Raw genomic sequence first — 24,155 nt, forward strand, 5'->3', positions numbered from 1 at the left:
TCGTTCACCACTGCGTGGCGTCCATATCCACGCCGAGGGTGGCGGCACAGTCCCTGCCGCACCGCGCCAGGTCGCGGAGGCGCTCCGGGCGCATCCCGGCCTCGAGTGCGGTGTGCAGCAGGGTGGCCATCGAATGATGCGGGTCCGCATCGAGGGCGGCGTCCAGGGCGATCCCGGCGAACGGGCCGTCGCCGCGGACGTAGGCGAAATAGCCCAGCAGCATGGCCGTTTCGGCCCGGTCGGCACCCTCCAGCGCACGCGCCAGTCGTGACCACACCTGCTCGGCCGCCTCGGCATGCATGGTCGCGGCCAGCGCGAACATGCAGTCCCGCAATTCCCGGTCGCGCAGTGCCACGGCGATATCGGCGAGTTCACGGGCGTCGAGGTCGGCACCGGATTCGGTGTTCGAGATCAACCAGAGCATGGTGACGAGTTCCCCGCGCAGGAAACCGATCGGGTCCTCGCGCCGGGCCGCGGCGGCGTACCGGTCCTTGGCGCGGGCCTGCGCCGCGCCCAGCTCGGCCGAAACCTGAGCACACAATGCGGGATCCGGCGCGATCAGCGCGGTCAGTTCGTCTCGGCAGCGGCGGATCGGCCGGCCGTCCAGGACTCGATTCAGCGTCACCCGAGAGGCGACCGGGTCGGCGATGAGACCGCGCCGGCCCGGATCGGTGACACTCCACCAGGGGTGGCCCTCGCAGATCGAGTGGGCCGCCCAAACGGCGCGGACCGGCACAGCGGCGGCCGCCAACCGGTGCTCCAGTGCGGCGAGGACCGGAATCGGTTGCAATGACGGCCCTTCCGGATCCGGCAATCCCTCGTCGACGAGTACGACGAGCACCCCCACCACGCCCGGCCGGGCGCAGACTCGCGATGCCGCCGCGGCGACGGTCCCGTCGTCGAACGGCCGCCCGTCGGCGGGCGGCCGCAGATCGAACCGGACGACGAGATCGATGACCGCGCTGTCCGGGGCGTCGGGCGCGGCACAGAGCACGGCCAGCACCAACGAACGTTCGGGACGGAATCCGAGCATGGCGGGAATCGCTGCGATCAGGTCCCCCGGATCGTCGAGCCGCGCCGGACCGGGCCGGGTGAGCCGGTCGTATTCGCCCGTCGCTCCCTCGGCGCAGCGGAGCAGTGCCGAGCCGGCCGGTTTGTCGCCGGCCTGGGCGGGTAGCACGCCGGAGCGGGCAGTGGTCGCCCCGGGTGTCCGGGTGCCGAGTGCCCGGGCGGTCGGGCATCGGCCGCCGGCGCCGGCGGCAGCTCGGCCACCGGGGGCGGGCGCCGGATGATCGGGTGCGCGGAGCGGGCCGGCAAGAGAATGTGGGACGGAGGTCGCTGCGGGTGTCATGGACCGATCATGGGGCGCGGGTTCTCGCAGCTCGCCGTCGTGAGCTGCGAGGATGCCGGAAACAGGCAAGTCTGTGGATAACTTCGGGTTGTGTACGGATTCGCCGCCCGGAGGCCGGGTGCACGGCCTCGGGGAAGCATCGGAGCCGAAAGCGATACATCCGCGCGAGGGCTGTGCCACACTCCCTTCGTTCGGCGGCCGCGCACCACCCCCGATTCGGCATCGAGGCCGGTCGGCGCCGGGAATTCACCGGCGGCAGCCGCTGTTGTCACCGCAGAGAGCCGATGTACGGCCCCGTGTGGCCGTTCATCGTCATGGGGGACAATGAAGTGTGATTCGCGGCTCGCGGCGCGGCAGCGAACACCAGCAGTTGCTCTACCGGCCCCGCCGACGGATCGCGCAGGAAGGAGTACGCGATGGACTACGAGTCGCGAATGTACGAACTGGAGTTCCCCGCTCCGCAGCTGTCGTCCGACGACGGCTCGGGGCCGGTTCTGGTGCACGGCCTCGAGGGTTACTCCGACGCCGGCCACGCCGTCCGGCTTGCCACGACCCACCTGCGGGAAAGCCTGGAAAGTGAGCTGGTCGCGTCGTTCGATGTCGACGAGCTGCTGGACTACCGGTCGCGGCGGCCGTTGATGACCTTCAAAACGGATCATTTCGCCGACTACGCCGAACCCGAACTGAATCTGTGGGCGGTACGTGATACCGCGGGCACGCCGTTCCTCCTCCTTGCCGGGATGGAACCCGACCTGCGCTGGGAGAAGTTCACCACCGCGGTGCGGCTGCTCGCCGAACAGCTCGGAGTTCGCCGCACCATCGGCCTCAGCGCCATCCCGATGGCGATTCCACATACCCGCCCGCTGGGCGTGACGGCGCATTCCTCGAACCGCGATCTGATCCCGGACAACCAGCGCTGGCCCGGTGAACTGCAGGTTCCGGCCAGCGCCTCCACCCTCCTGGAATATCGGATGGCCCAGCACGGCCACGAATCGCTGGGTTTCTCGGTGCACGTTCCGCACTACCTGGCGCAGACGTCCTACCCGGAGGCCGCGCAGACGCTGCTCGAACATCTCGGCGAGAACTCCGGCCTGCAATTCCCGCTGGGGGCTCTCGGTGAGGCCGCGGCGCGGGTCCGCGAGCAGGTCAACGAGCATATCGCCGGAAATGCCGAGGTGGAGACAGTGGTGCAGGCGCTGGAGCGCCAGTACGACACGTTCGTCACCGCCCAGGAGCGCCAGTCCAGTCTGCTGGTCGGCGAGGGTGAGCTGCCGAGCGGCGAGGAGCTGGGTGCCGAGTTCGAACGCTTCCTGGCCGAACAGGGTGGCTACTCCGACGACGAACAGAACTGAGCGAGGTGATCACCGGCACACGGACACCGTGCCGGTGATCGGCACCGGGCACGACGTAGGGTGTCCCGGGTGGATCTGACCGAACTGCTGGAGATACCGGGAACCGACGCCGACGCGTTGTACGAGTCGTTCGCGATATGGGCAGCCGATCAGGGGACACCGCTGTATCCAGCGCAGGACGAGGCGCTGATGGAACTGGCCTCCGGATCCCATGTCATCCTCTCCACCCCGACCGGCTCGGGGAAATCTCTGGTCGCGGTCGGCGCGCATCTGTTCGCCTTGACGGCAGGCCGGCGTACGTATTACACCGCCCCCATCAAGGCGCTGGTGAGCGAGAAGTTCTTCGCGCTGTGCGAGGTGTTCGGTGCCGAACGGGTCGGTATGGTGACCGGCGACGCTGCCGTCAACCCGACCGCGCCGATCATCTGCGCCACCGCCGAAATCCTGGCCAACCTCGCGCTGCGCGAGGGCGCGAACGCCGATATCGGCCAGGTGGTGATGGACGAATTCCACTTCTACGCCGACCCCGATCGGGGCTGGGCCTGGCAGGTTCCGCTGCTGGAACTGCCGAACGCCCAGTTCTTGCTGATGTCCGCGACACTCGGCGAGGTCGATTTCTTCGCCGCCGACCTCGAGCGGCGCACCGGCCGCAGTGCCGCGGTGGTGGCCGGCACCGAACGCCCGGTCCCGCTGAACTTCTCCTACGCCCGGACACCGATCACCGAAACCCTCACCGAGTTGGTGACGACCCACCAGGCACCGGTCTATGTCGTCCATTTCACCCAGGCCGCAGCGCTGGAGCGCGCACAGGCGCTGACCAGCGCGAACTTCGCCAGCCGGGCCGAGAAGGACGCGATCGCCGAGGCACTGGGCGAGTTCCGGTTCTCTTCCGGTTTCGGCCGGACGCTGTCGCGGCTGATCCGGCACGGAATCGGTGTGCATCATGCGGGAATGCTGCCCAAGTACCGGCGGCTGGTCGAACGCCTCGCCCAGGACGGCCTGCTGAAAGTCGTCTGCGGTACCGACACTCTCGGTGTGGGCATCAACGTGCCCATCCGCACGGTATTGCTGACCGGGCTCACCAAGTTCGACGGGGTCCGTACCCGGCGGCTCAAGGCTCGCGAATTCCATCAGATCGCCGGCCGCGCCGGGCGGGCGGGTTTCGACACGATGGGCACTGTGGTGGTGCAGGCACCCGAGCACGAGGTCGAGAACGCCCGGATGCTGGCGAAGGCGGGCAACGACCCGAAGAAGATGCGCAAGGTGCAGCGCCGCAAACCGCCCGAAGGTTTTGTGTCGTGGAGCGAGGAAACCTTCCAGCGTCTGGTTGCCGCCGCGCCCGAGCCGATGGTGTCGCGGTTCGCGGTGACCAACGCCATGCTGCTGAACGTGATCGCGCGCCCGGGCAACTGTTTCGAGGCCATGCGCCATCTGCTGGAGGACAATCACGAGCCGCGGCCGGCGCAGCGGCGGCATATTCTGCGGGCCGTGCGGTTGTATCGGGCCCTACGTGATGCCGGGGTCGTGCAACAGCTACCGGAACCCGACGCGCAGGGCCGTTACGCCCGTCTCACCGTGGACCTGCAGCGCGACTTCGCCTTGGACCAGCCCCTGTCGCCGTTCGCCCTGGCGGCATTCGAACTACTGGACCGGGATTCGCCCGATTACGCGCTGGACATGGTGTCGCTGGTCGAGGCCACACTGGAGGATCCGCGCCAGCTGCTGATGGCTCAACAGCACAAGGCCCGCGGCGAGGCGGTGGCCGAGATGAAGGCCGAGGGGATCGAATACGACGAGCGGATGGAACTGCTCGAGGAGATCACCTGGCCGAAACCGCTGGCCGAACTGATCGAGGCAGCCTACGAGACCTATCGGGCCGGACACCCGTGGCTGTCGGAGTTCGCACCGTCGCCGAAATCGGTGGTCCGCGATATGGTCGAGCGGGCGATGACCTTCACCGAGCTGATCTCGTATTACGAGTTGGCCCGTTCGGAAGGCGTTGTCCTGCGGTATCTCGCCGATGCCTACCGGGCGCTACGGCGCACCGTGCCGGAGGCTGCCCGGACCGAGGAGTTGGACGATCTCACCGAGTGGCTGGGTGAGCTGGTGCGCCAGGTGGATTCGAGCCTGCTCGACGAATGGGAGCAGCTGACGGGGGCGGGCGCCGAAACCGATGCCGAACAGCTCGCGTTCGGTGCCGAAACCGTCCGTCCTGTCACTGCCAATGAGCGCGCCTTCAAGGTGATGGTGCGCAATGCGATGTTCCGCCGGGTCGAACTGGCATCCCGCCGCCGGTGGGCCGAGCTGACGGATCTGTCCCCGGGTCCGGACTGGGCGGCCGATCTCGAACCCTATTTCGCCGAGTACGACGGTATCGGCACCGGCCCGGACGCCCGGGGCCCACAGCTTTTCCGGATCGAGACACGCCCCGGCTTCTGGCAGGTCCGGCAGGTCATCGACGACCCGGCCGGCGATCACGGCTGGGCGATTCTCGCCACCGTGGATCTGGCCGAATCCGATGCCGCGGGCGATGTGGTGTTCGACGAGGTCACGGTGGTATCCGGGTGACCGCCGACGGCGAATGAGTGAGGTCGAGGGGTCGTGACGGCGGAGTTCACCGGCCGGCATGTGCTGGCCGAGTTCGGTGGGGTCGACAGTGCGCTGTGCGACGACCGGGATCGGCTCACGGCCGCCCTGCACGCTGCGCTGACCACCGCGGGGGTCACCATCTGCGAAATGGTGAGCAAGCAGTTCGAGCCGTACGGGGTCACCGTGCTGGCGCTGCTCGCCGAGTCACACGCTTCCCTGCACACGTACCCGGAGACCGGTGACATCTTCGTCGATGTCTTCACCTGTGGCGCCTCCGCCGAGAGCGCCGAGGCCGTCGCCGACCACCTGCGCGCCGCATTGGCACCGCGCCGGGTGCGGATCTCGACGGTGCGGCGCGGCCGGGCACCGGCGCCCGGCAGGGACGGAGCCGAGGTCGGCGGCGGATGACTCGCCGGCCGCTCCAGCTGTCCCGCCCACATGCACCATCGCTCCCGCTGGACCGGCGGCCCGGGCGGGGCCGGGAGGTGTCGGCTCAGCCGAAGGCGGCGGTGGCCAGCATATAGGCCATTCCGAGGTCCATGATCACGTGCGGTAGCACCCCGAGCGGGATACCACGGCCCGGTGTGGCCGGATGCGCCGCCCACCACAGCCGGCCCCCGCGCAGCGCGGTCACCGCTACCGCGACCGCATCGGCCAGGAACAACAGCGCGAGGACGGTCACCGGCACCGCCCCCGGCCCACCACCGTGTCCGTCGGCGGAGTGTCCCGACATGGTCGCCAGCATCACACCGGCCGCGATGAGGTGATAACCGAGCGCCCCGGCGCGCCCCGCACCGGCCGACCGGTTCCGCACGAGCCGGGCAGCCGACAGCAGACCGAAGACCAGCGTCATCGCGAGCAGCACACCGTGCAACGCGTGGGCGTGCACCTGAGTGGGAAACAGCACCATGACCGACATCACGGCGCACATCAACAAATGCGCCGCGTCCGATTCGTGGTCGCCGGCCACATTTCCACAGCCCGCACCGGCCAGGCCCTGTTGCCCCGCCCGCACCGGGCGCGGCGTCACCCGGGCCAGCACAATCGCCGCCGCGACGGCGAAGGCGAGCGCGGCGCAAACCCGTACCGCCGTCTGATCGATCCCGAATTCGCCCATGCCGCATTGCCTTTCGATGAGGGAAGCGCCATCGAACATGGTCGCACGGCAACCCCGACGAGGGCACGGCTTCGACCGGAACGGACCCGGTCCGCGTATCGGAGTTCGCTCGGCCACCGCGGTATCCGGTGTGCCCCGGTTCCCGCGTTTTCGCGGTGGCGCACCCCGCCCGGCCGCCGATCCTGCGTGACCGCCGCCGGTGGCCACCCGAGGTTTCGTTACGCTGGTTGTCGCAATGACCAGGACTGCAGTCACTCACCGGGAGCTTCGTACCCGGTTGACCTCCCTCACCCTCCGCGACGAACACCGGCTGCGCAAACAGCTCGACCGGGTACGCGGCGGCGATCTCGCCCGGATCGAATCCGAGATCGGTGCCGCCGAACAACGCGTCGCGGCGCGGCGCGCGGCGCTGCCCACGATCACGTACCCGGAGCAACTACCGGTGACGGCGCGGCGCGACGATATCGCCGCCGCCATCGCCGCGAACCAGGTGGTGGTCGTCGCCGGGGAGACCGGGTCCGGTAAGACCACGCAGATCCCCAAGATCTGTCTCGAGCTGGGTCGGGGTATCCGGGGCGCGATCGGGCACACCCAGCCGCGCCGGCTGGCCGCCCGGACGGTCGCGGAGCGGATCGCCACGGAGCTGGATACCGAACTGGGTGACGCGGTCGGCTACACGGTGCGTTTCACCGATCAGGCGGCCGAGCACACACTGGTCAAACTGATGACCGACGGAATCCTGCTCGCGGAGATACAACGCGACCGTATGTTGCGGGCCTACGACACGATCATCATCGACGAGGCCCACGAACGCAGTCTCAATATCGACTTCCTGCTCGGTTACCTGAAGCAGCTGCTGCCGCGGCGGCCGGACCTGAAGATCATCATCACCTCGGCCACCATCGACCCGGAGTTGTTCGCCCGGCATTTCGCGGACGAGGCGGGTGAGCCGGCTCCGATCGTCGAGGTATCGGGCCGCTCGTATCCCGTCGAGGTCCGCTACCGCCCGCTGGCACTGCCCGTCGTGGCGGATACCGAGGACGACGAGAACGGCGCGGTGGATCGCGACCCGGTCGACGCCATCTGCGATGCCGTGGTCGAACTGTTCGCCGAGGGCGACGGCGATGTGCTGGTCTTCCTGTCCGGCGAACGGGAGATCCGCGATACCGCCGACGCGCTCACCGATCTGAAACTCGCCCGGACCGAGATCCTGCCGCTGTACGCGCGACTGTCGGCGGCCGAACAGCATCGTGTCTTCGCACCGCACACCGGGCGCCGTGTGGTCCTGTCCACCAATGTCGCCGAGACCTCGCTGACGGTTCCCGGGATCCGCTACGTCGTCGACCCCGGAACCGCGCGGATCTCCCGGTATTCGATGCGGACCAAGGTACAGCGGCTACCGATCGAACCGATATCCCAGGCCTCGGCGCGGCAGCGGTCGGGTCGCTGCGGCCGGGTGGCCGACGGTATCTGCATCCGCCTGTACTCCGAGGAGGATTTCGACGCGCGACCGGCGTTCACGGACCCGGAGATCCTGCGGACCAATCTCGCCGCGGTCATCCTGCAGATGACCTCGCTCGGACTGGGCGGTATCGAACGATTCCCGTTCGTCGAGGCACCGGACAGCAGGGCCGTCCGCGATGGTGTCGCGCTGCTCGAGGAACTCGGTGCCCTGGTCCGCCGGGCCACGGAACCGGGAGCCGCCGGACCGGCCGGACTTGCGGACTCTCCTATCGGAGACGGGTCGGGCTCCACGGAAACGCAGACTCGGAACTCCGCCGACAACGCGGACACCGATTCCCAGCCCGTCGCGTCACAGGAGAAACCGGCCGGAGCCCCGGAGGCGGATTCCGCAGGATCCCGTCCGGGCCGGCGCCCCGCACGCCCGGGTGCGGCATCGGGACATACGCTCACCGCGACCGGACGGGAGATGGCCCGGTTGCCGGTGGATCCCCGGATGGGCCGCATGCTCGTCGAGGCGCACCGCACCGGCTGCTTGGCCGATGTGCTGGTGATCGTGGCCGCGCTGTCGATCCAGGACGTACGTGAACGGCCCGCCTCTCAGCAGCAGGCCGCCGATACCGCACACGCCCGGTTCAGTGTGCCGAACTCGGATTTCCTGTCGTACCTGCGGCTCTGGGAGTACCTCAACGGTCAGCGGCGCGCCCTGTCGGCCAACCGGTTCCGCCGGATGTGCCGGGAGGAGTTCCTGCACTATCTGCGGATCCGGGAATGGCAGGATCTCTACGGCCAGTTGCGCACCATCACCAAGGGCATGGGCTGGTCGCTGCACGACGGCTCGGCCGAATCCGGCCCATCGCAGCGCAGCGCCGCCGGAGAAACCTCCGACGCGGGCCCGGTGTCCCGGCAGCGTGGCCGCAACACCCGTAAACCGGAGCGCAGGGCAGGCGGCCGCGACACCGGGGCCGCCTCTCCTCATCCGTCCGGTCCGCGCCCGCTCGACGAGATGACACCCGATACCGACCCGTGGGATTCCACGGCGATCCATCAGGCGCTGCTGTCGGGCATGCTGTCGCATATCGGTGTCCGCGAGGCCGAGTCCCGGGAGTTCCTGGGTGCGCGCAATGCCAAATTCATGATCTTCCCGGGCTCCGGGCTGGCCAAGAAACCGCCGCGCTGGGTGATGGCCGCGGAACTGGTGGAGACGTCGCGGTTGTGGGGCCGGATGGCGGCCCGGATCGAACCCGAGTGGGCCGAGCGGCTCGCCGGGGACCTCGTGAAACGCAACTACTCCGAACCGCACTGGTCGTCTCGGCGTGGTACCGCCCGTGCCTACGAACGAGTAACGCTCTACGGGGTTCCGCTGGTCACCGGCCGGCTCGTCGACTACGGCCGCATCGATCCCCGAACCACCCGGGAACTGTTCCTGCGCCACGCCCTCGTCCAGGGCGAATGGCAGACCCGGCACGAGTTCTTCCACCGCAACCGCGCCCTGCTCGACGATATCGCCGATCTGGAGCACCGGGCCCGGCGCCGCGACATCCTGGTCGACGACGAGGTGCTGTTCGACTTCTACGATCAGCGGATACCGGCCGATATCGTCTCGGTGCGGCATTTCGACACCTGGTGGAAAACCGCCCGGCGCAGCGATCCGCACCAACTCGATTTCACGACCGACGCCGTGGTCAACGAGGACGCCGCCCGGCTCGATCCGGCGGCTTTCCCGGATACCTGGCGGCAGGGCGAGCTGTCATTCCCGCTCACCTACCAGTTCGAGCCGGGGCAGGCCGACGACGGTGTGACGGTGCGGATTCCGGTCGCGCAACTCGCCCATGTCCGGGCGGTCGGATTCGATTGGCTGGTACCCGGGATGCGGGCGGAACTGGCCGCGGCACTCATCAAGACCCTGCCGAAGCAACTGCGGCGCACAGTGGTGCCGGCCCCGGATTTCGCCACCGCCGCGCTCGCCGCGCTCACTGCCCGCGCCGAACCGTTACGCACCGGGCTGGCCCGCGAACTCACCCGGCTGGCGGGTATCCCCATCGCCGCGGCCGATCTGAACCCCGCCGCGCTCCCCGACCACCTTCGGATGACCTTCGCCGCCGTCGACACCGACGGCCGGACCCTCGCAACCAGCAAGAGTCTGGCCGACCTCAGAACCCGGCTGTCCGATCAGGTTTCGGCGTCGGTGGCCGCGGCGACGGCCGGAGCCGAACGGGCCGCCGCCACCGTGTGGACATCGGAATCGCTGGGCACACTGCCGCCCACGGTGCGCCGGGAGGTCGGCGGGCAGCCGATCACCGGCTATCCAGCGCTGGTGCCGGAGGCCGACGGGGTAGCGGTCCGGGTGCTCAAGACACCTGGCGAACAGGCGCGGGCCATGCGCGCCGGAACGCGGGCATTGGTACTCGCCGCGATCCCGACCTCGGTCCGGGCGGTGACCGCCGGTCTGTCCCCGGCAGACCGGTTGGTGCTGAGCCAGAATCCGTACGGATCGGTGGAGGCGCTGGTCGAGGATTGCCGCGCAGCGGCCGCCGATCAGCTCATCACCGCTGCCGGTGGACCGGTACGCGATCCGGATCGGTTCGATCGGCTCGTGGCGGCGATCAGGCCGAAGTTCAACGACGTGGTGACCCGGATAGTCCGCTTGGTGGTACCGGTACTCGCTGCGGCGCACGAGGTTTCGGCCGCGCTGCCGGGGGTCCGGGAATCCGATATCGCCGCCGATGTGCGAGATCAGCTGGCGGAACTGGTATTCGACGGTTTCGTATCGGAGTGGGGTCCGGCCCGGCTGCGGGAACTCCCCCGGTATCTCCGGGGGGCTGCCGCCCGGCTCGCGGCCCTGCCCGGTTCGGCCGACCGCGACCGCCGGGCCATGGCGGAGCTCGATGCGGCGGCAGCGGTCTACGATCGCCTGATCACCGGTTCTCCGGAATCGCGTCGACGCGCACCAGAGGTCATCGAGATCTGGTGGATGATCCAGGAACTGCGGGTGAGCCTGTTCGCACAGAAGCTCGGCACGCCGTATCCGGTATCGGTGAAGCGGATCCAGAAAGCGGCCGACGCCATCCGGCGCTGAAGGCGACGACCACCGCACCCGAAACGACGGCACGCATCGTCCGGGGGTCGGTGTGCGACCTCCGCGCACGGCACGCCGCCCTCGATCGACGTGGCCCCGTTTCCGCGTCCACGGTATGCGGTGGTCACCGGCCACCCGGCGACGCCCGATCAGTCGCTCGCGGCGACCGCCGCGCGCGCCCGGCGTATCTCCCGGATCTCGCGTTCGAAATCCTCGGCCGAAGTGAACGATCGATACACCGAGGCGAAGCGCAGATACGCCACCTCGTCCAGTTCGCGTAGCGGCCCGAGTATCGCCAGGCCGACCTCATGGCTCGGCACCTCGGGCGACCCTTTGGCCCGGACCGCGTCCTCCACCTGCTGAGCCAGCAGGTTCAGTGCGTCGTCGTCGACCTCGCGGCCCTGACAGGCACGGCGTACCCCGCGAATAACCTTTTCGCGGCTGAAGGGTTCGGTGACCCCGCTGCGTTTGACCACGGAGAGAATCGCCGTTTCCACGGTGGTGAAACGGCGGCCGCATTCCGGGCATGCGCGTCTGCGGCGAATGGCGGCGCCCTCGTCGGCCAGTCGCGAGTCGACGACCCGGGAGTCGGGGTGTCGGCAGTACGGGCAATGCATCCGGGGTCCTTCGTCGCTGCGAACGCTCGCGGCCGAACCGGCGGCGGTCGCGGGTCCGGCGAGCGCTGGCACCGGGTGGCTGCCCGGTACCGGGTGGGCCGGTAACTGGCACCGGCTCATCTGCATAACACATCGAGGATACCGGCATGGGGTGTGCCGTGCTTGCGCTCACCCCGGGGCGGCGCGCGGGCGGGTGCACGACCTACCGGGCTCCGGCCGGGCCACCGGGCGCAGCGGGCACCGCCACGGCCGGAATTCCGGGCATTTCCGGGGCCGGCGGCGGCTCGGGGGCACGGAGATGCGCGAGCGCGAGGAAACCGGCCACCACCGCGGCGGTGAGTACGGCCGTCACCGCCGTCGCCGCGAAGCCGGCGCGGGCACGCTGGACGAGTTCGGCCGGTTCGGGCGCGACGGCCCAGCCCCGGCCGGGCGGGTCCGTCCGCAGGGCGGTGGACGAACGACCGGCGGGGCGCAGTCCCGGCCGCGCGCCCCCCGGGGCCGGGCGGGGCGCGCGGCGGCACGACGGCGGACCCGGCGAACCGGTACGTCGGCCGCCGCGGGTTCGGCCTCGACCTCCGCGACCGGCACCGACGGCTGCTCATCGGCCGCCAGCACGAAGACCGCACCGGCGCTGTCGGCCACCGGAGCGGCCGTGGATCGAGCGACGCGACGCCGGCGGGTCCGGGCCTCCGAAGCGCTGTCGGCGGTCCCTCCACCCACCGGCGGCGCTCCTCCACCGGCGGATTCCGGCTGCGTCGCACCAGCCGTGGCCGACGACGCAGCAGTGCCGTTCGGCGCAGCCGCAGGGGCAGCGGTGCCATTCGGTGCGGATACCGGTTCGCCCGGCGTTCCGGCCGCGTGACCGGAATCGGCAGGCGGCCGACCCTGTTCCGCAACCGCACTCACCGGTACAGCGGTCACCTCCGGCTCGACGGGCGAGGTGTCGCCCGCATCCGCGGCATCGGTCGATCCGGTGACACCGTGGGCGCCGGCTGTGGCCGGTTCATCGGCCTCCGGCTGGGTGACCGGATCGCCGGTGAGGGCTGCGCCGGCACCCTCAGCGACGACCGTTTCGGTGGCAGCGACATCCGCCGTCTCCGCGGCAGCGGCTTCGTGAGCGTCTGCGGCAGCGGGCTCAGGAACATCCGCGGCAGCCTCGGGAGCGCCCGCGGCAACGGGCGGCGAGGTATCCGCGGCAGCCGCTTCGGGCACCGCGCGGGCACCGCTACCGTTGGCCTCGGCGGCCGGACGATCACCGGACGACGCGGCGCCCGCCGACCGCCGGACCCGGGTGCGGCGGCGCCGGGGCTCCGCGGGAGCACCGCTGTCCGGACGACTCTCGTTGCCGGTCGCGGCTGCCGGTTCACCGGCCGCGCCCTGATCCGCGGCTGTCGCCGCTTCGTCCGCCGCGTCTTCCGACTGGTGCGCGGCCATGGCCAACGCCACCGGATGGGCCCGTTTGACCGCCGCGTCCTCCTCGGTGATCTCGGGCACCGGAGCCGGTGCGGCCGCGGCGGGCGCGGCCTTGTCGCGGTTGCGGCGCCGTTTCGAACCCGATTCGCGGCCCCGGCCCGCCCCCTCGTCGCCGCCGCCCGTTTCCACCGGGTAGCTGTGCACCAGGATCCCGCGGCCGTGGCAGTGCTCGCAGGTGGTGGAGAAGGCCTCCACCAGGCCCGTGCCGAGCTTCTTGCGGGTCATCTGCACCAGGCCGAGCGAGGTGACCTCGGAGACCTGATGGCGGGTGCGATCGCGGCCCAACGCCTCGGTGAGCCGGCGCAGCACCAGGTCGCGGTTGGATTCGAGGACCATATCGATGAAATCGACCACGATCATGCCGCCGATATCGCGCAACCGCATCTGCCGCACGATCTCCTCGGCGGCTTCGAGGTTGTTACGGGTGACGGTTTCCTCGAGATTCCCGCCACCGGATCCGGTGAACTTACCGGTGTTCACATCGACCACGGTCATGGCCTCGGTCCGGTCGATCACCAGGGTGCCGCCGGACGGCAGCCACACCTTGCGGTCCAGCGCCTTGGCCAGCTGTTCGTCGATCCGGTAGGCCTCGAAAACATCGACCCCGTTGTTCTCGTGCCGGGAAACCCGCGCGAGCAGATCCGGAGCGACGGTGCCGATATATTTCTCGACCGTGTTCCAGGAGCGTTCGCCCTCGATCACCAGTTTCGAGAAATCCTCGTTGAACAGGTCGCGAACCACCTTCACCAGCAGGTCCGGCTCTTCGTAGAGGGTTTTGGGGGCATTCGATTCGCCCTCGGCAGCGGCGGCGATCTTGCGCCACGCGGACTGCAACCGCTCGACATCGCGGGTCAGTTCCGCCTCGCTGACACCTTCGGAGGCGGTCCTGATGATCACCCCGGCATCGGCGGGCACGATCTCGCGCAGGATCTCCTTGAGACGTTTGCGCTCGGTATCGGGCAGTTTGCGACTGATCCCGGTGGAGGTGCCGCCCGGCACGTACACCAGGAAACGGCCGGCGAGACTGATCTGGGTGGTCAACCGGGCACCCTTGTGCCCGACCGGATCCTTGCTGACCTGCACCAGCACCTGATCGCCTGGTTTGAGCGCCTGCTCGATCTTGCGTTCCTTACCGCCGAGCCCGGCCGCCTCCCAGTTCACCTCACCGGCGTAGAGCACACCGTTGCGGCCCCGGCCGATATCGACGAACGCGGCCTCCATACTCGGCAGCACGTTCTGCACCTTGCCCAGGTACACATTGCCCACCATGGACGCCGAGCCGGTGCTGGTGACGAAATGTTCGACGAGGATGTTGTCCTCGAGCACCGCGACCTGGGTGGCCGACGGATGTCCGGGGAACTCCTTCTCCCGGACCACCATCACCCGGTCGACCGATTCGCGGCGCGCCAGAAATTCCGATTCGGTGAGGATCGGCGGGCGGCGCCGCCCGGCCTCGCGGCCGTCCCGCCGGCGCTGCCGTTTGGCCTCGAGCCGGGTGGAGCCGGTAATGCCCTGGACCTCGTCCACGGTGGCGCGGGCCCTGGTCTTGTTCCGCGGTTCGCGTTCATGGACGACCGTATTCGGCGGATCGTCCTCGGCGGAGTCGGCCGTCTCGCCGGACTCCCCGGATACCTTCCGGCGACGGCGGCGACGCCTGCGACGGCTCGAGCCACCCTCGGATTCCTCGCCGGTATCGCCGGCGTCCTGGTCGGCGATATCCTCGTCGGCCGCGGATTTGTCCTCGGTCTCTGCGGACGCTTCCGCCGTTTCGGCGGACTCGCCGTCCTCGGCATCGTTGTCGTCGCCCTCGGACTGCTGTTCCCCGCGACCGCGGCCCCTGCCCCGGCGGCCCCGGCGACGGCGGCGCGGCTGATCGTCGGAATCGCCGCCCTGTTCGTCCCCGGTTTCGTCATCGGATTCGCTGTCCGCGGACGGCTCCACCTCGGCGTGCCGTTCGGGCTTCTGCTCGACCTGCCGTTCGGGCTTCTGCTCGACCTGCTGCTCCGCCTGCTGTTCGGCCTTGCGGCGGCGGCGCAGATCCTCGGCGGCGGCCGCGTCCGGAGAGAGGAACAGCGGGGCCGCGACGACCGCGCTTTCGAAAACGACCGGTTCGGCCGCGGTGGGTTCCTCGCGTACCGGGCTCGCGAACAGGTTCGCCGCGGCGGTGAACGCGGGCGGCGGTGTGGACGGAGAGGTCGGTGCATTCGTGGAGACGGTGGCGGAGACAGATACCGCCGCGGGACCGGACGGTTCCGCGGCACCCTCGGTCCCGGTAGCCGGACCGGCTTGTGCGCCGCGATCGCGCTGCGCCGGCTCCCCGGTTCCGGTTTTGTCGCCGCGCGCGGTAGCTTCCGCCGGTTCAGTGGTTCCGGTGGACGCACCGATATCGGCGGTGCCGGTCGGCGCGGGGACCGCGGACGCACTGCCCGGCGCCGTGGGTTGCCCGCTACCGGAATCGGCCGCACCCGATTCGGCCGTGCCCTGCTCACCGGTGGTGGAGGAGGCCGCCGCGGCGGATCCGGCGGGAGCGGTTCCGGTGGCGGGTTCCGGAGCGAGCCCGGTACCGGCGGCCACCACATCGGGCGCGGTCGGTTCCTCCGGTTCCCACACGCCCGCGCCCGCGGCCACGGTTTCGGTCGCGATGCCCGGGATTTGCCCGGAACCGCCATCCGGCGCCGGAGCGGGACTCGCCGCCTGCTCCGACCCGGTGACGGCGGTCTCGGCATCCGTAGCGGAGGTGCCGGCCTCGTCTGCAGCAGTGGGCTCGTTCGCAGCCCCCTCCTGCCCGGCCGGGCCCGTTTCCGAGCCGGCCGCGGCCGGCTCGAACAGGCCCGGATCGGCGAGCGCCAAGTTGGGGGTGGTCAACGATTCGCGGACCGATTCCGCGACTGCCCGGTCCACACTCGACTGCGGACTGCGGACCTCGGTCCCCAGTTCGCTGAGTTTGGCCAGGATGCGTTTGCTGGTCACGCCCAAGCGCTTGGCAAGGGCGTGCACTCGGATTCGCTCCGGCAAGTGATCGTCGTCCTGTGATGTTGTGTCCAGCGGCTCTTGATCGGCCACGAAGTCTCCTCGGGCCCCCGGGCGCGTTCCTCTACGAGTGACGCGGCCGTCGCGGGGACGCTTTCCGTCCGCCTCGCGCGGTTGGCGCGAGGTCAATGGTCTCGCCCCGCGTGCCCGGTTATCTCCACTATCGAACGTCGGTCGGGCTAACTGGCCACGCGGCGCCTGGCATATGGCTGAACGCCGCGGTCCGAGCACTCGTCCAGCGCGCCGGGCAGACGCAGCCGAGATCTCCGGCTTCTACGTCCGCGGCAGCGATGGCGGCATCGTTCCGCAGTGTGTCATCCGGTCGCACCCAGTGTCGGGCGCAACCAAGTACCAGTATCCCACACCGTGCGCCAGGTGTTCGCCATGGCGCTGCGCAAGGCACTCGCACGGATCCGGAAAGCCCGTTACCGGGCAGTGTTCAGAGCGGGAATTCGGGGAACCAGAGGGAGATCTCGCGTTTGGCGGACTCGGGCGAGTCCGATCCGTGCACCAGGTTCGACTGGGTCTCGAGACCCAGATCGCCGCGGATACTGCCGGGGGCGGCTTTCTCCACCGGATCGGTGCCGCCGGCCAGTTGCCGGAAGGCGGCAATGGCGCGCGGACCCTCCAGGACTGCCGCGACCACGGGGCCCGAAGTGATGAACTCGATCAGCGAGCCGAAGAACGGTTTATCGGCGTGCTCGGCGTAGTGCTCACCGGCCAGTTCCTCGCTCACCTGCTTGAGCTCGAGGGCGGCGATCTTCAGGCCCTTGCGCTCGACCCGGCTCAGTACCTCGCCGACACAACCGCGGGCCACGCCGTCCGGTTTGATCAGAATGAACGTCTGCTCTGTCACGCGGCCAGCCTAATGGGCACGGTCGAGCCCGCCTCGACCGCAGTCCGCACACGGCCTCGAGTAGCCGATCCGGTGGTCACCGGAGCGCGCGGCACGCAGCCTTACCGAGGACTGCCGCCCATCCGTTGACTGGGCAGGGTCCCCGCCTCCATCCGGCGTTTGACATCGGACCGCAGCACCAGGATGAACCCCCAGACGATGAGGAAAACAATGCCGATGATCGCGATGGAGATATGGAAGATGCCACCGATCAGCACCAGCGCCTGCAACCCCAGATTGAACGGTATGGCCCAGGACCGCCGCTGCAGACCGGCACCGGCGATCATGACCAGCGCGAGCACCACCAGGTAGGTCCCCGAGACCCAGGTGACCCCCCCGGCGATATCGGCGACCACCGGCAGAGCGAGCAGCACCGTGATCGCCTCGAGCACCAGCGCCCCCGCCATCACTCCGCGTAGTCCCTTCCACGGATCGGGTGCGGTAGGAACCGGCTCGGGCCCCTTGGGTTCGCTCTCACTCATCATGCGTCCTTATCGTTGGCGCCGGCATCGCCGATGCTGGGCCCGGCTGCGAGCGACGTACCCGGCGTCACGCCGGGTCCTTGCCGAACAGTGCGCGGGCAGCGCCGGCGGTGACCACCGAACCCGTGACGACCACGCCCGCGCCGGACACCATCTCCCCGCTCTCCCCGGCTTCCTCGGCCAGGGCTACAGCGGTTTCCAGGGCATCGGGCAGGCTCTGCGCGGCGACCACGCGTTCGTCACCGAAGCGCTGCACGGCCAGATCGGCGAGCCGATCGACCGGCAGGGCGCGCGGCGATCCGTTGGTGGTGACGACTATCTCGTCGAATACGGGTTCGAGCGCGGCGAGGATCCCGGCCGCGTCCTTGTCACCGAGAACCGCCACGACCCCGACCAATTTGCGGAAATCGAATTCCGCGGTGAGCGTCGCGGCCAGCGCGGCGGCGCCGGCGGGGTTGTGCGCGGCGTCGATGAACAAGGTGGGCGCGTTGCGCATGCGTTCCAGCCGACCCGGGCTGGTGGCCTCGGCGAAGCCCGCGCGAATCGCATCGATATCGAGCTGGCGCTGCGCACCCGCCCCGAAGAACGCCTCCACCGCGGCGAGCGCGAGAGCGGCATTGTGGGCCTGGTGTTCGCCGTGCAGCGGCAGGAAGATCTCGTCGTATACGCCGCCGAGCCCCTGGAGTTCGAGTTGCTGACCGCCGATGGCGATCCGGCGGTTCAATACCTGGAACTCGGCACCGGCCCGCGCCACGGCCGCGTCCACCTCGACGGCGCGGCGCAGCAGCACATCCATGGCTTCCGGATCCTGCTCGGCGATGATCGCGACATTGTCGACGGGCACCAGCGCTTCGGGGGCGGCTTTGATGATCCCGGCCTTCTCCTTGGCGATGGAGGCCAGGTCGGGACCCAGATAGTCGGTGTGGTCGAGGCCGATGGGGGTGATCACCGCGATCTGGCCGTCGATCACATTGGTGGCGTCCCAGCTGCCGCCCATCCCGGTTTCCACCACCGCCACATCGACCGGCGCCTCGGCGAACGCCGCGTAGGCCATGGCGGTGAGTACCTCGAATTTGCTCATCGGCGGGCCGCCCGCGGAGGCCGACTGTGCGTCGATCATTTCGATATAGGGCTGCAGTTCGCGATACAGCTCCACGTAGTGCGCCGGAGAGATCGGCCGGTTGTCGATTCCGATCCGCTCGGTGGCCAGCTGCAGATGTGGGCTGGTGAGCCGCCCGGTGCGCCGGTGCAGTGCGGTGAGCAGTGAGTCGATCATCCGGGTCACCGAGGTTTTGCCGTTGGTTCCGGCGATATGGATCGCGGGGTAGCCGCGCTGGGGCGAACCCAGCACATCCATCAGCGCCGAGATCCGGGTGAGCGAGGGCTCGATTCTGGTTTCCGGCCAGCGCCGGTCGAGTTCGGCCTCGACCAGCGCCATCTCCGCCAGCTCCACCGGCGACGGCCCGGTGCCGAGCCGGGCGCCGCCGTGCTGGGGCTCCGGTTCCGGGTTCGGTTCGTGATCGTTCACTTGCCGCTCAGCTCGGCCAGCCGGACCCCGATCCGTTCCACCTCGGCCGCGGCGATATCGCGCCGCGACCGGATCTTGTCCACCACCTGTTCCGGCGCTTTGGCCAGGAAGGATTCGTTGCCGAGTTTGGCTTCGGTGCCGGCGAGTTCCTTCTGCGCGGCGGCCAGGTCCTTCTCCAGGCGGCGACGTTCGGCCACCAGGTCCACACTGCCGGAGGTGTCCACCTCGACGGTGACCGTGGTGGTGCTCAGCCGCACCTCCACCGAGGCCGTCGCGGCGAAGGCCTCGCCCGGTTCGGTGAGCCGGCCCAGGCTCGCGACCTCGGGATGCAGATGGGTCAGTCCGGCGGCGTCGAGGCCCAACACCCGCGCGGCGACCTTCTGCTTGTCGTTGAGTCCCTGATCGCTGCGGAACCGGCGGATCTCGGTGACCAGCCGCTGCAGATCGGCGATCCGCTGCGCGGAGCCGCCATCGGCCGGGACCCCGGTGGTCCGCGGCCACTGGGCGATCACCACCGATTCGCCACCGGTCAGCGCCTGCCACAGCGATTCGGTGACGAACGGGATCACCGGGTGCAGCAGCCGCAACACCGAATCCAGGACGGTGCCGAGCACCACGCGAGTGGATTCGGCACGCGCCTCGCTTTCGGTGAACTGGACCTTGGACAGCTCCAGGTACCAGTCGCAGAGTTCGTCCCAGGCGAAGTGGTAGAGCGCCTCGCAGGCCTTACCGAACTCGTAGGCGTCGAACGCGGTATCGACCTCGGTCAGCACCGCGTCCAGTCGGTCGATGATCCAGCGATCGGCGTCGGTGAGCGCTTCGCGAGCCGCGAGGTCACCGGTGCGGGCGCCGTTCATGAGAGCGAACTTGGTGGCGTTGAAGAGTTTGGTGACGAAGCTGCGCGAGGCCAGCGCGTGTGGTTCGCCGACCGACAGGTCGCCACCGGGCTGGGCGCCGCGGGCCAGGGTGAATCGCAGGGCGTCGGCGCCGTAGTCGCGGATCCAGTCCAGTGGGTCGATGCCGTTACCGCGCGATTTCGACATCTTCTTGCCGTACTGATCGCGGATCAGGCCGTGCAGGAACACGTCCTTGAACGGCACCTGGTACTCCGTGCCCTTACCGGCGGTGATCGCGGCGTCGTCGGCGACGAAGGTACCGAACATCATCATCCGAGCGACCCAGAAGAACAGGATGTCGTAGCCGGTGACCAGCACGCTGGTCGGATAGAACTTGGCCAGTTCCGGAGTCGCGTCCGGCCAGCCCATGGTGGAGAAGGGCCACAGTCCGGAGGAGAACCAGGTGTCGAGGACATCGGGATCCTGCACCCAGCCCTCGGGAGCCTCTTCGTCGGGGCCGACACAGACGACTTCGCCTTCGGGTCCGTACCAGATGGGGATGCGGTGGCCCCACCACAGCTGGCGCGAGATGCACCAGTCGTGCATATCGTCGACCCAGTCGAACCAGCGCGGTTCCTGACTTGCCGGGTGGATCACGGTATCCCCGTTGCGCACGGCATCGCCGGCGGCCTTCGCCAGCGCCTCGACCTTCACCCACCACTGCATGGACAGCCGCGGTTCGATCGGTTCGCCGCTGCGCTCGGAATGGCCGACACTGTGCAGGTAGGGGCGTTTCTCCGCGACGACCCGGCCCTCGGAGGCCAGCCGTTCGCGCACCTTCACCCGGGCCTCGAAGCGGTCCATTCCGTCGAATTCGGTTCCGGTACCGGCGATCCTGCCGCGCTCGTCCATGATCGTGGGCATGGGCAGGTTGTGCCGCAGACCCATCTCGAAGTCGTTCGGGTCGTGCGCCGGAGTGATCTTCACCGCGCCGGAACCGAACTCCGGATCGACATAGGAGTCGGCGACGACCGGGATCTGCCGGCCGGTGATGGGGTGTTCGAGCGTGGTGCCGATCAGATCCTGGTACCGCGGATCGTCGGGATGCACTGCGACCGCGGTATCACCGAGCATCGTCTCGACCCGGGTGGTCGCGACGATGACATGCGGTTCGGCATCCTCGAGCGACCCGTAGCGCAGCGACACCAGTTCGCCGGCGACCTCGTCGTATTTGACCTCGATATCGGAGATGGCGGTACGCAGTTCCGGCGACCAGTTCACCAGCCGTTCGGCCCGGTAGATCAGGCCGGCGTCGTAGAGCCGCTTGAAGATGGTCTGCACGGCCCGCGACAGGCCTTCGTCCATGGTGAACCGGTCGCGCGACCAGTCGACACCGTCGCCGAGGGCCCGCATCTGACCCTGGATCGCGCCGCCGGATTCGCGCTTCCAGTCCCAGACCTTCTGCACGAACAAGTCGCGCCCGAAATCCTCTTTGGTTTTTCCGTCGGCCGCGAGTTGCTTCTCGACCACCGACTGGGTCGCGATACCGGCATGGTCCATCCCCGGCAACCACAGCACCTCGTACCCCTGCATCCGCTTCCGGCGCGCAAGGGTGTCCATCAGGGTGTGGTCCAGGGCGTGCCCCATGTGCAGAGTGCCGGTGACATTCGGCGGCGGCAGCACGATCGAGTAGCCGGGCGCGGAACTCTGCGGGTCGGCGGTGAAGTAACCGGCGGCTACCCAGCGTTCGTACAGGTCGGCCTCCACCTCGCCGGGATTCCAGCTCTTGGGGAGGGCATCGGCACGATTACGCGTGTTGTCAGGGGCTGCGCTGGTCACGCGCCGATTCTAGTGTTCGAGGAGAAATGGTTTTCGCAGGGTGCGCGATAAGGTGCCGTCCTCGGCGTGACCACGGGCCCATCGGGACCGAACCCGGAAAAGGCCGAAGGCGGAGCCTTCGGTGGATGAGGGACACCGAAGACTCCGCCTACACCGATCAGACTACCGCCGATCCCCGGCCGCGCCCCGAATCCACAACCAATTCTCAGCTTGAGCACCGGAATTCTCAGATCCGTCACAAACCCGCTACCGGTGCACTCCGCCAGGGCATGTCAGGCGACTGGTTCGGTCCGTGGCTCCGGCCCCGCCGGAGCGGCACGGGCCGGGGTATCGGTATCCGCGGCGGCGGGTTTCTCCCGCGCCGCGGTGCGACGACCGGAGAATCGGCGCATCAGGGGGTCGTCGATCCAGTGATAGACGGCCGCCCCCGCCAGGATGGACACGACCAGACTGAGCCCGGCGAACCCCAGCCAGCCGAGCAGCCCGAACTGCTTTCCGCCGATCAAGAACCGGGTGATCAACGCCATCACCGGGAACTGGATCAGGTAGAAGGCAAAGGAGATATTGCCGAGCCAGACCATCCGCGGCGAGGCGGAGAACCCCCGGATACCCGCCAGGTCGCGCGCGGCCAGCGTGGCCACCAGTGCCACCATCGGCGCCAGCAGCAGCGCCGACATCTTGTAGTTCGGCGGCACCACCCAGGTCGCCGCATAGGCGATCATCAGCACGATCACCGGCGGCGCCAGCCGGGTGTTACGCCAGCGGCCCTCCAGGACCAGTCGCGCCGCCAGCACCCCGAGGAAGAACTCGGGCAACCGTGAGAGCGGGAAGTTGTAGCTGAGCCAGTACGACAGGGCCACCGGGATATCGGACTGCTCGAACCAGATGGGCGCGGCATGGAGTTCGAAGTACGGCGACACCTCACCCGGTATCAGCCGCGGCGCGAAGGTATTCGCGATCCCCTTGGGCCCGGGCGCCCACAGGTAATACGCGGTGTGCAGCAGCAGGATCGCCATCAGCAGCCCTGCCAGCGCCCACGGCACCCGATGGCTCCTGATCCGGCGAACCAGCGGCAGCACCAGCGGAAAACTCAGGTAGAACAGGATCTCCGCGGCAAGCGACCAGGACGGCACATTGAGTCCGCCGACCGTCGTCCACTTCGGCACCCAGGTGTGGATCAGCGCGAGGTTCGGAGCCCAGACCACCGGCCGTGTCAAGGGGACGCTCACCACCAGGATGAACGCGCCAGCCGCGACCAGATGGGTCGGGTAGATCTTCAACACCCGGCGCCAATAGAACCGCGGCACCGAGCTACCCGGCCGGAACGACCAATAAATGATGAACCCGGACAGGACGAAGAAGAAGGTCACCCCCGCGGCACCCAGCTGCATCGGCATGAGCTGATGGATCTGCCGGAACAACTCCGACTTCTGGAACGGATACACCGGCAGAAACACCAGGGCGTGCAACAGGAACACGGCGAACGCGGCCCACCACCGTGCCCCCGTCAGCGACGGCAGCGACGGCCGCACCGCCGCCGCATCGAGGAACTCCGATCCGGACTCGACCCGGGCCGGGCCCAGGTTCACCGGCTGATCGCTTCGTACACGGCGTCCGCGGTCACCGCATCGCCGTGTGCCGAGGGATGGAACGGCATCCCGGCCATATCGGCCGCGGGATCGAAGAAACCGTTCAACCAGGGATCTTCCGAGCACAGCCCGTGGCCCGCGGTCACCGAGCGGATATCGACGAACTCGAGTTTCAGCAGCTCCGCGGCTTCTCGTTGCGCGGTATTCAGGCGGTCCAGGTATTCGGTCACCGCGCGTCCCCGCGGCTGCACGACCTGTCCTGCGCCGAGTACGTTCACGCACACGTGTTCCTGCCCCGCCGGGAACAATTCCGGGTAACCGACGAGCATGATCCGTGCCTTCGGCGCGTAATAGCGCATATAGGTGATCACCTCACTGATGCGCTTGGCGTAGAGCTGGCCCGTGACGTTCCGGTATTCGGTGAACCGTCCCTGTTCGGCCGCCTCCAGCCCGCATCCGTCGACGAAGTTGAATACGCACGACTGCAGTGACGTGATCAGCGACGCCGAATTGGTTTTGGACCAGACGTCGTTCATCCCGGTCTGGATAGCGATGACCTCGGTCTCCGGCCCGAAAGCCTGCTGCTTCGCCGCCTCGGCGACCTCGTGCACCAGCCACCAGCCCTGCCCCGAAGCGATCGTGGACCCGCTACAGGACGCATCCACGAAGTCCGGCGTGCCCACGAGTCCCATTCGCTCGCTCAGCCGAGTCGGCCACGAGGTGGGCGCATGCAGGCACTCCTTGGTCCCCGAGAACACCTTCGGGTAGTTCGCGGTGAACGAATCACCGAGCACCACCAGAGACTTGCCCGCGGGGCGGTTGTCTTCGACCGGCGCCGCCACGGCCGGTGCGTACATCGTTGCCACGGTGAGTGCGGCCGCCACCACGGCACCGGCAATCCCACCACGACACCGAAA

15 protein-coding genes are annotated in these 24,155 nt (G+C 68.8%); 4 read left to right on the top strand and 11 right to left on the bottom strand.

The features are described from left to right. Positions 1–4: 4 nt before the first annotated feature. Positions 5–1,351, bottom strand: a complete 1,347-nt coding sequence (locus tag QH195_RS27755) for a DUF4192 domain-containing protein (protein ID WP_280437566.1) — start codon at positions 1,349–1,351, stop codon at positions 5–7. Positions 1,352–1,767: 416 nt separating this feature from the next. Between QH195_RS27755 and QH195_RS27760 the strand changes: the two genes are divergently transcribed. From QH195_RS27760 to speD, 3 genes are all read left to right on the top strand, one after another. After that, positions 1,768–2,703, top strand: coding sequence for a PAC2 family protein (locus QH195_RS27760; protein ID WP_280420428.1), 936 nt, complete (start codon positions 1,768–1,770; stop codon positions 2,701–2,703). A 93-nt stretch (positions 2,704–2,796) separates the two neighbouring features. Further along, positions 2,797–5,271 (top strand): DEAD/DEAH box helicase, encoded by a 2,475-nt coding sequence (locus tag QH195_RS27765; RefSeq protein ID WP_432278514.1) that lies wholly within the window; start codon positions 2,797–2,799, stop codon positions 5,269–5,271. A 33-nt stretch (positions 5,272–5,304) separates the two neighbouring features. Continuing rightward, positions 5,305–5,700, top strand: coding sequence for an adenosylmethionine decarboxylase (gene speD / locus QH195_RS27770; RefSeq protein ID WP_280437568.1), 396 nt, complete (start codon positions 5,305–5,307; stop codon positions 5,698–5,700). Between the two features lie 85 nt (positions 5,701–5,785). Here speD and QH195_RS27775 read toward each other — a convergent pair whose 3' ends face one another. After that, entirely contained in the window at positions 5,786–6,448 is a 663-nt protein-coding gene (locus QH195_RS27775) for a DUF5134 domain-containing protein (RefSeq protein WP_280437569.1), read from the bottom strand. Between the two features lie 196 nt (positions 6,449–6,644). On the opposite strand from QH195_RS27775, the gene hrpA reads away from it, so the two are divergent. Continuing rightward, positions 6,645–10,949 (top strand): ATP-dependent RNA helicase HrpA, encoded by a 4,305-nt coding sequence (gene hrpA / locus QH195_RS27780; protein WP_280437570.1) that lies wholly within the window; start codon positions 6,645–6,647, stop codon positions 10,947–10,949. A 149-nt stretch (positions 10,950–11,098) separates the two neighbouring features. On the opposite strand, the gene nrdR is transcribed toward hrpA, so the two are convergent. The 9 genes from nrdR to QH195_RS27825 all read right to left on the bottom strand — a co-directional run bounded on the left by nrdR (position 11,099) and on the right by QH195_RS27825 (position 24,095). Further along, the gene (nrdR, locus tag QH195_RS27785) at positions 11,099–11,566 is read right to left on the bottom strand and encodes a transcriptional regulator NrdR (RefSeq protein ID WP_068037741.1); all 468 of its coding nucleotides are present in this window, start codon (positions 11,564–11,566) and stop codon (positions 11,099–11,101) included. Positions 11,567–11,768: 202 nt separating this feature from the next. After that, positions 11,769–11,918: a hypothetical protein gene (locus tag QH195_RS27790; protein WP_280437571.1), complete on the bottom strand. Its 150-nt coding sequence runs from the start codon at positions 11,916–11,918 to the stop codon at positions 11,769–11,771. After that, complete coding sequence (locus QH195_RS27795; RefSeq protein ID WP_280437572.1) at positions 11,915–16,102, bottom strand: translation initiation factor IF-2 N-terminal domain-containing protein; 4,188 nt, start codon at positions 16,100–16,102, stop codon at positions 11,915–11,917. The genes QH195_RS27790 and QH195_RS27795 overlap by 4 nt, the downstream gene beginning before the upstream one ends. Positions 16,103–16,508: 406 nt before the next feature. Next, positions 16,509–16,925, bottom strand: coding sequence for a nucleoside-diphosphate kinase (ndk, locus tag QH195_RS27800; RefSeq protein WP_280423052.1), 417 nt, complete (start codon positions 16,923–16,925; stop codon positions 16,509–16,511). 101 nt (positions 16,926–17,026) lie between these two features. Further along, positions 17,027–17,446: a DUF4233 domain-containing protein gene (locus QH195_RS27805; protein WP_280437573.1), complete on the bottom strand. Its 420-nt coding sequence runs from the start codon at positions 17,444–17,446 to the stop codon at positions 17,027–17,029. Between the two features lie 67 nt (positions 17,447–17,513). Beyond that, positions 17,514–18,899: a bifunctional tetrahydrofolate synthase/dihydrofolate synthase gene (folC, locus tag QH195_RS27810; RefSeq protein ID WP_432278284.1), complete on the bottom strand. Its 1,386-nt coding sequence runs from the start codon at positions 18,897–18,899 to the stop codon at positions 17,514–17,516. A 71-nt stretch (positions 18,900–18,970) separates the two neighbouring features. After that, the gene (locus tag QH195_RS27815; protein WP_280437574.1) at positions 18,971–21,649 is read right to left on the bottom strand and encodes a valine--tRNA ligase; all 2,679 of its coding nucleotides are present in this window, start codon (positions 21,647–21,649) and stop codon (positions 18,971–18,973) included. Between the two features lie 272 nt (positions 21,650–21,921). Beyond that, positions 21,922–23,238 carry an acyltransferase family protein gene (locus QH195_RS27820; RefSeq protein WP_280437575.1) on the bottom strand — a complete coding sequence of 439 codons (1,317 nt, stop codon included), beginning with the start codon at positions 23,236–23,238 and terminating at the stop codon, positions 21,922–21,924. Then, a complete protein-coding gene (locus QH195_RS27825; protein ID WP_280423056.1) occupies positions 23,235–24,095 on the bottom strand; it encodes an SGNH/GDSL hydrolase family protein in 861 nt (286 codons plus the stop codon). The genes QH195_RS27820 and QH195_RS27825 overlap by 4 nt, the downstream gene beginning before the upstream one ends. Positions 24,096–24,155: the final 60 nt, after the last annotated feature.

Origin of the sequence: Nocardia carnea (genome assembly GCF_029868855.1) — a bacterium.
GTDB lineage: Bacteria > Actinomycetota > Actinomycetes > Mycobacteriales > Mycobacteriaceae > Nocardia > Nocardia carnea_A.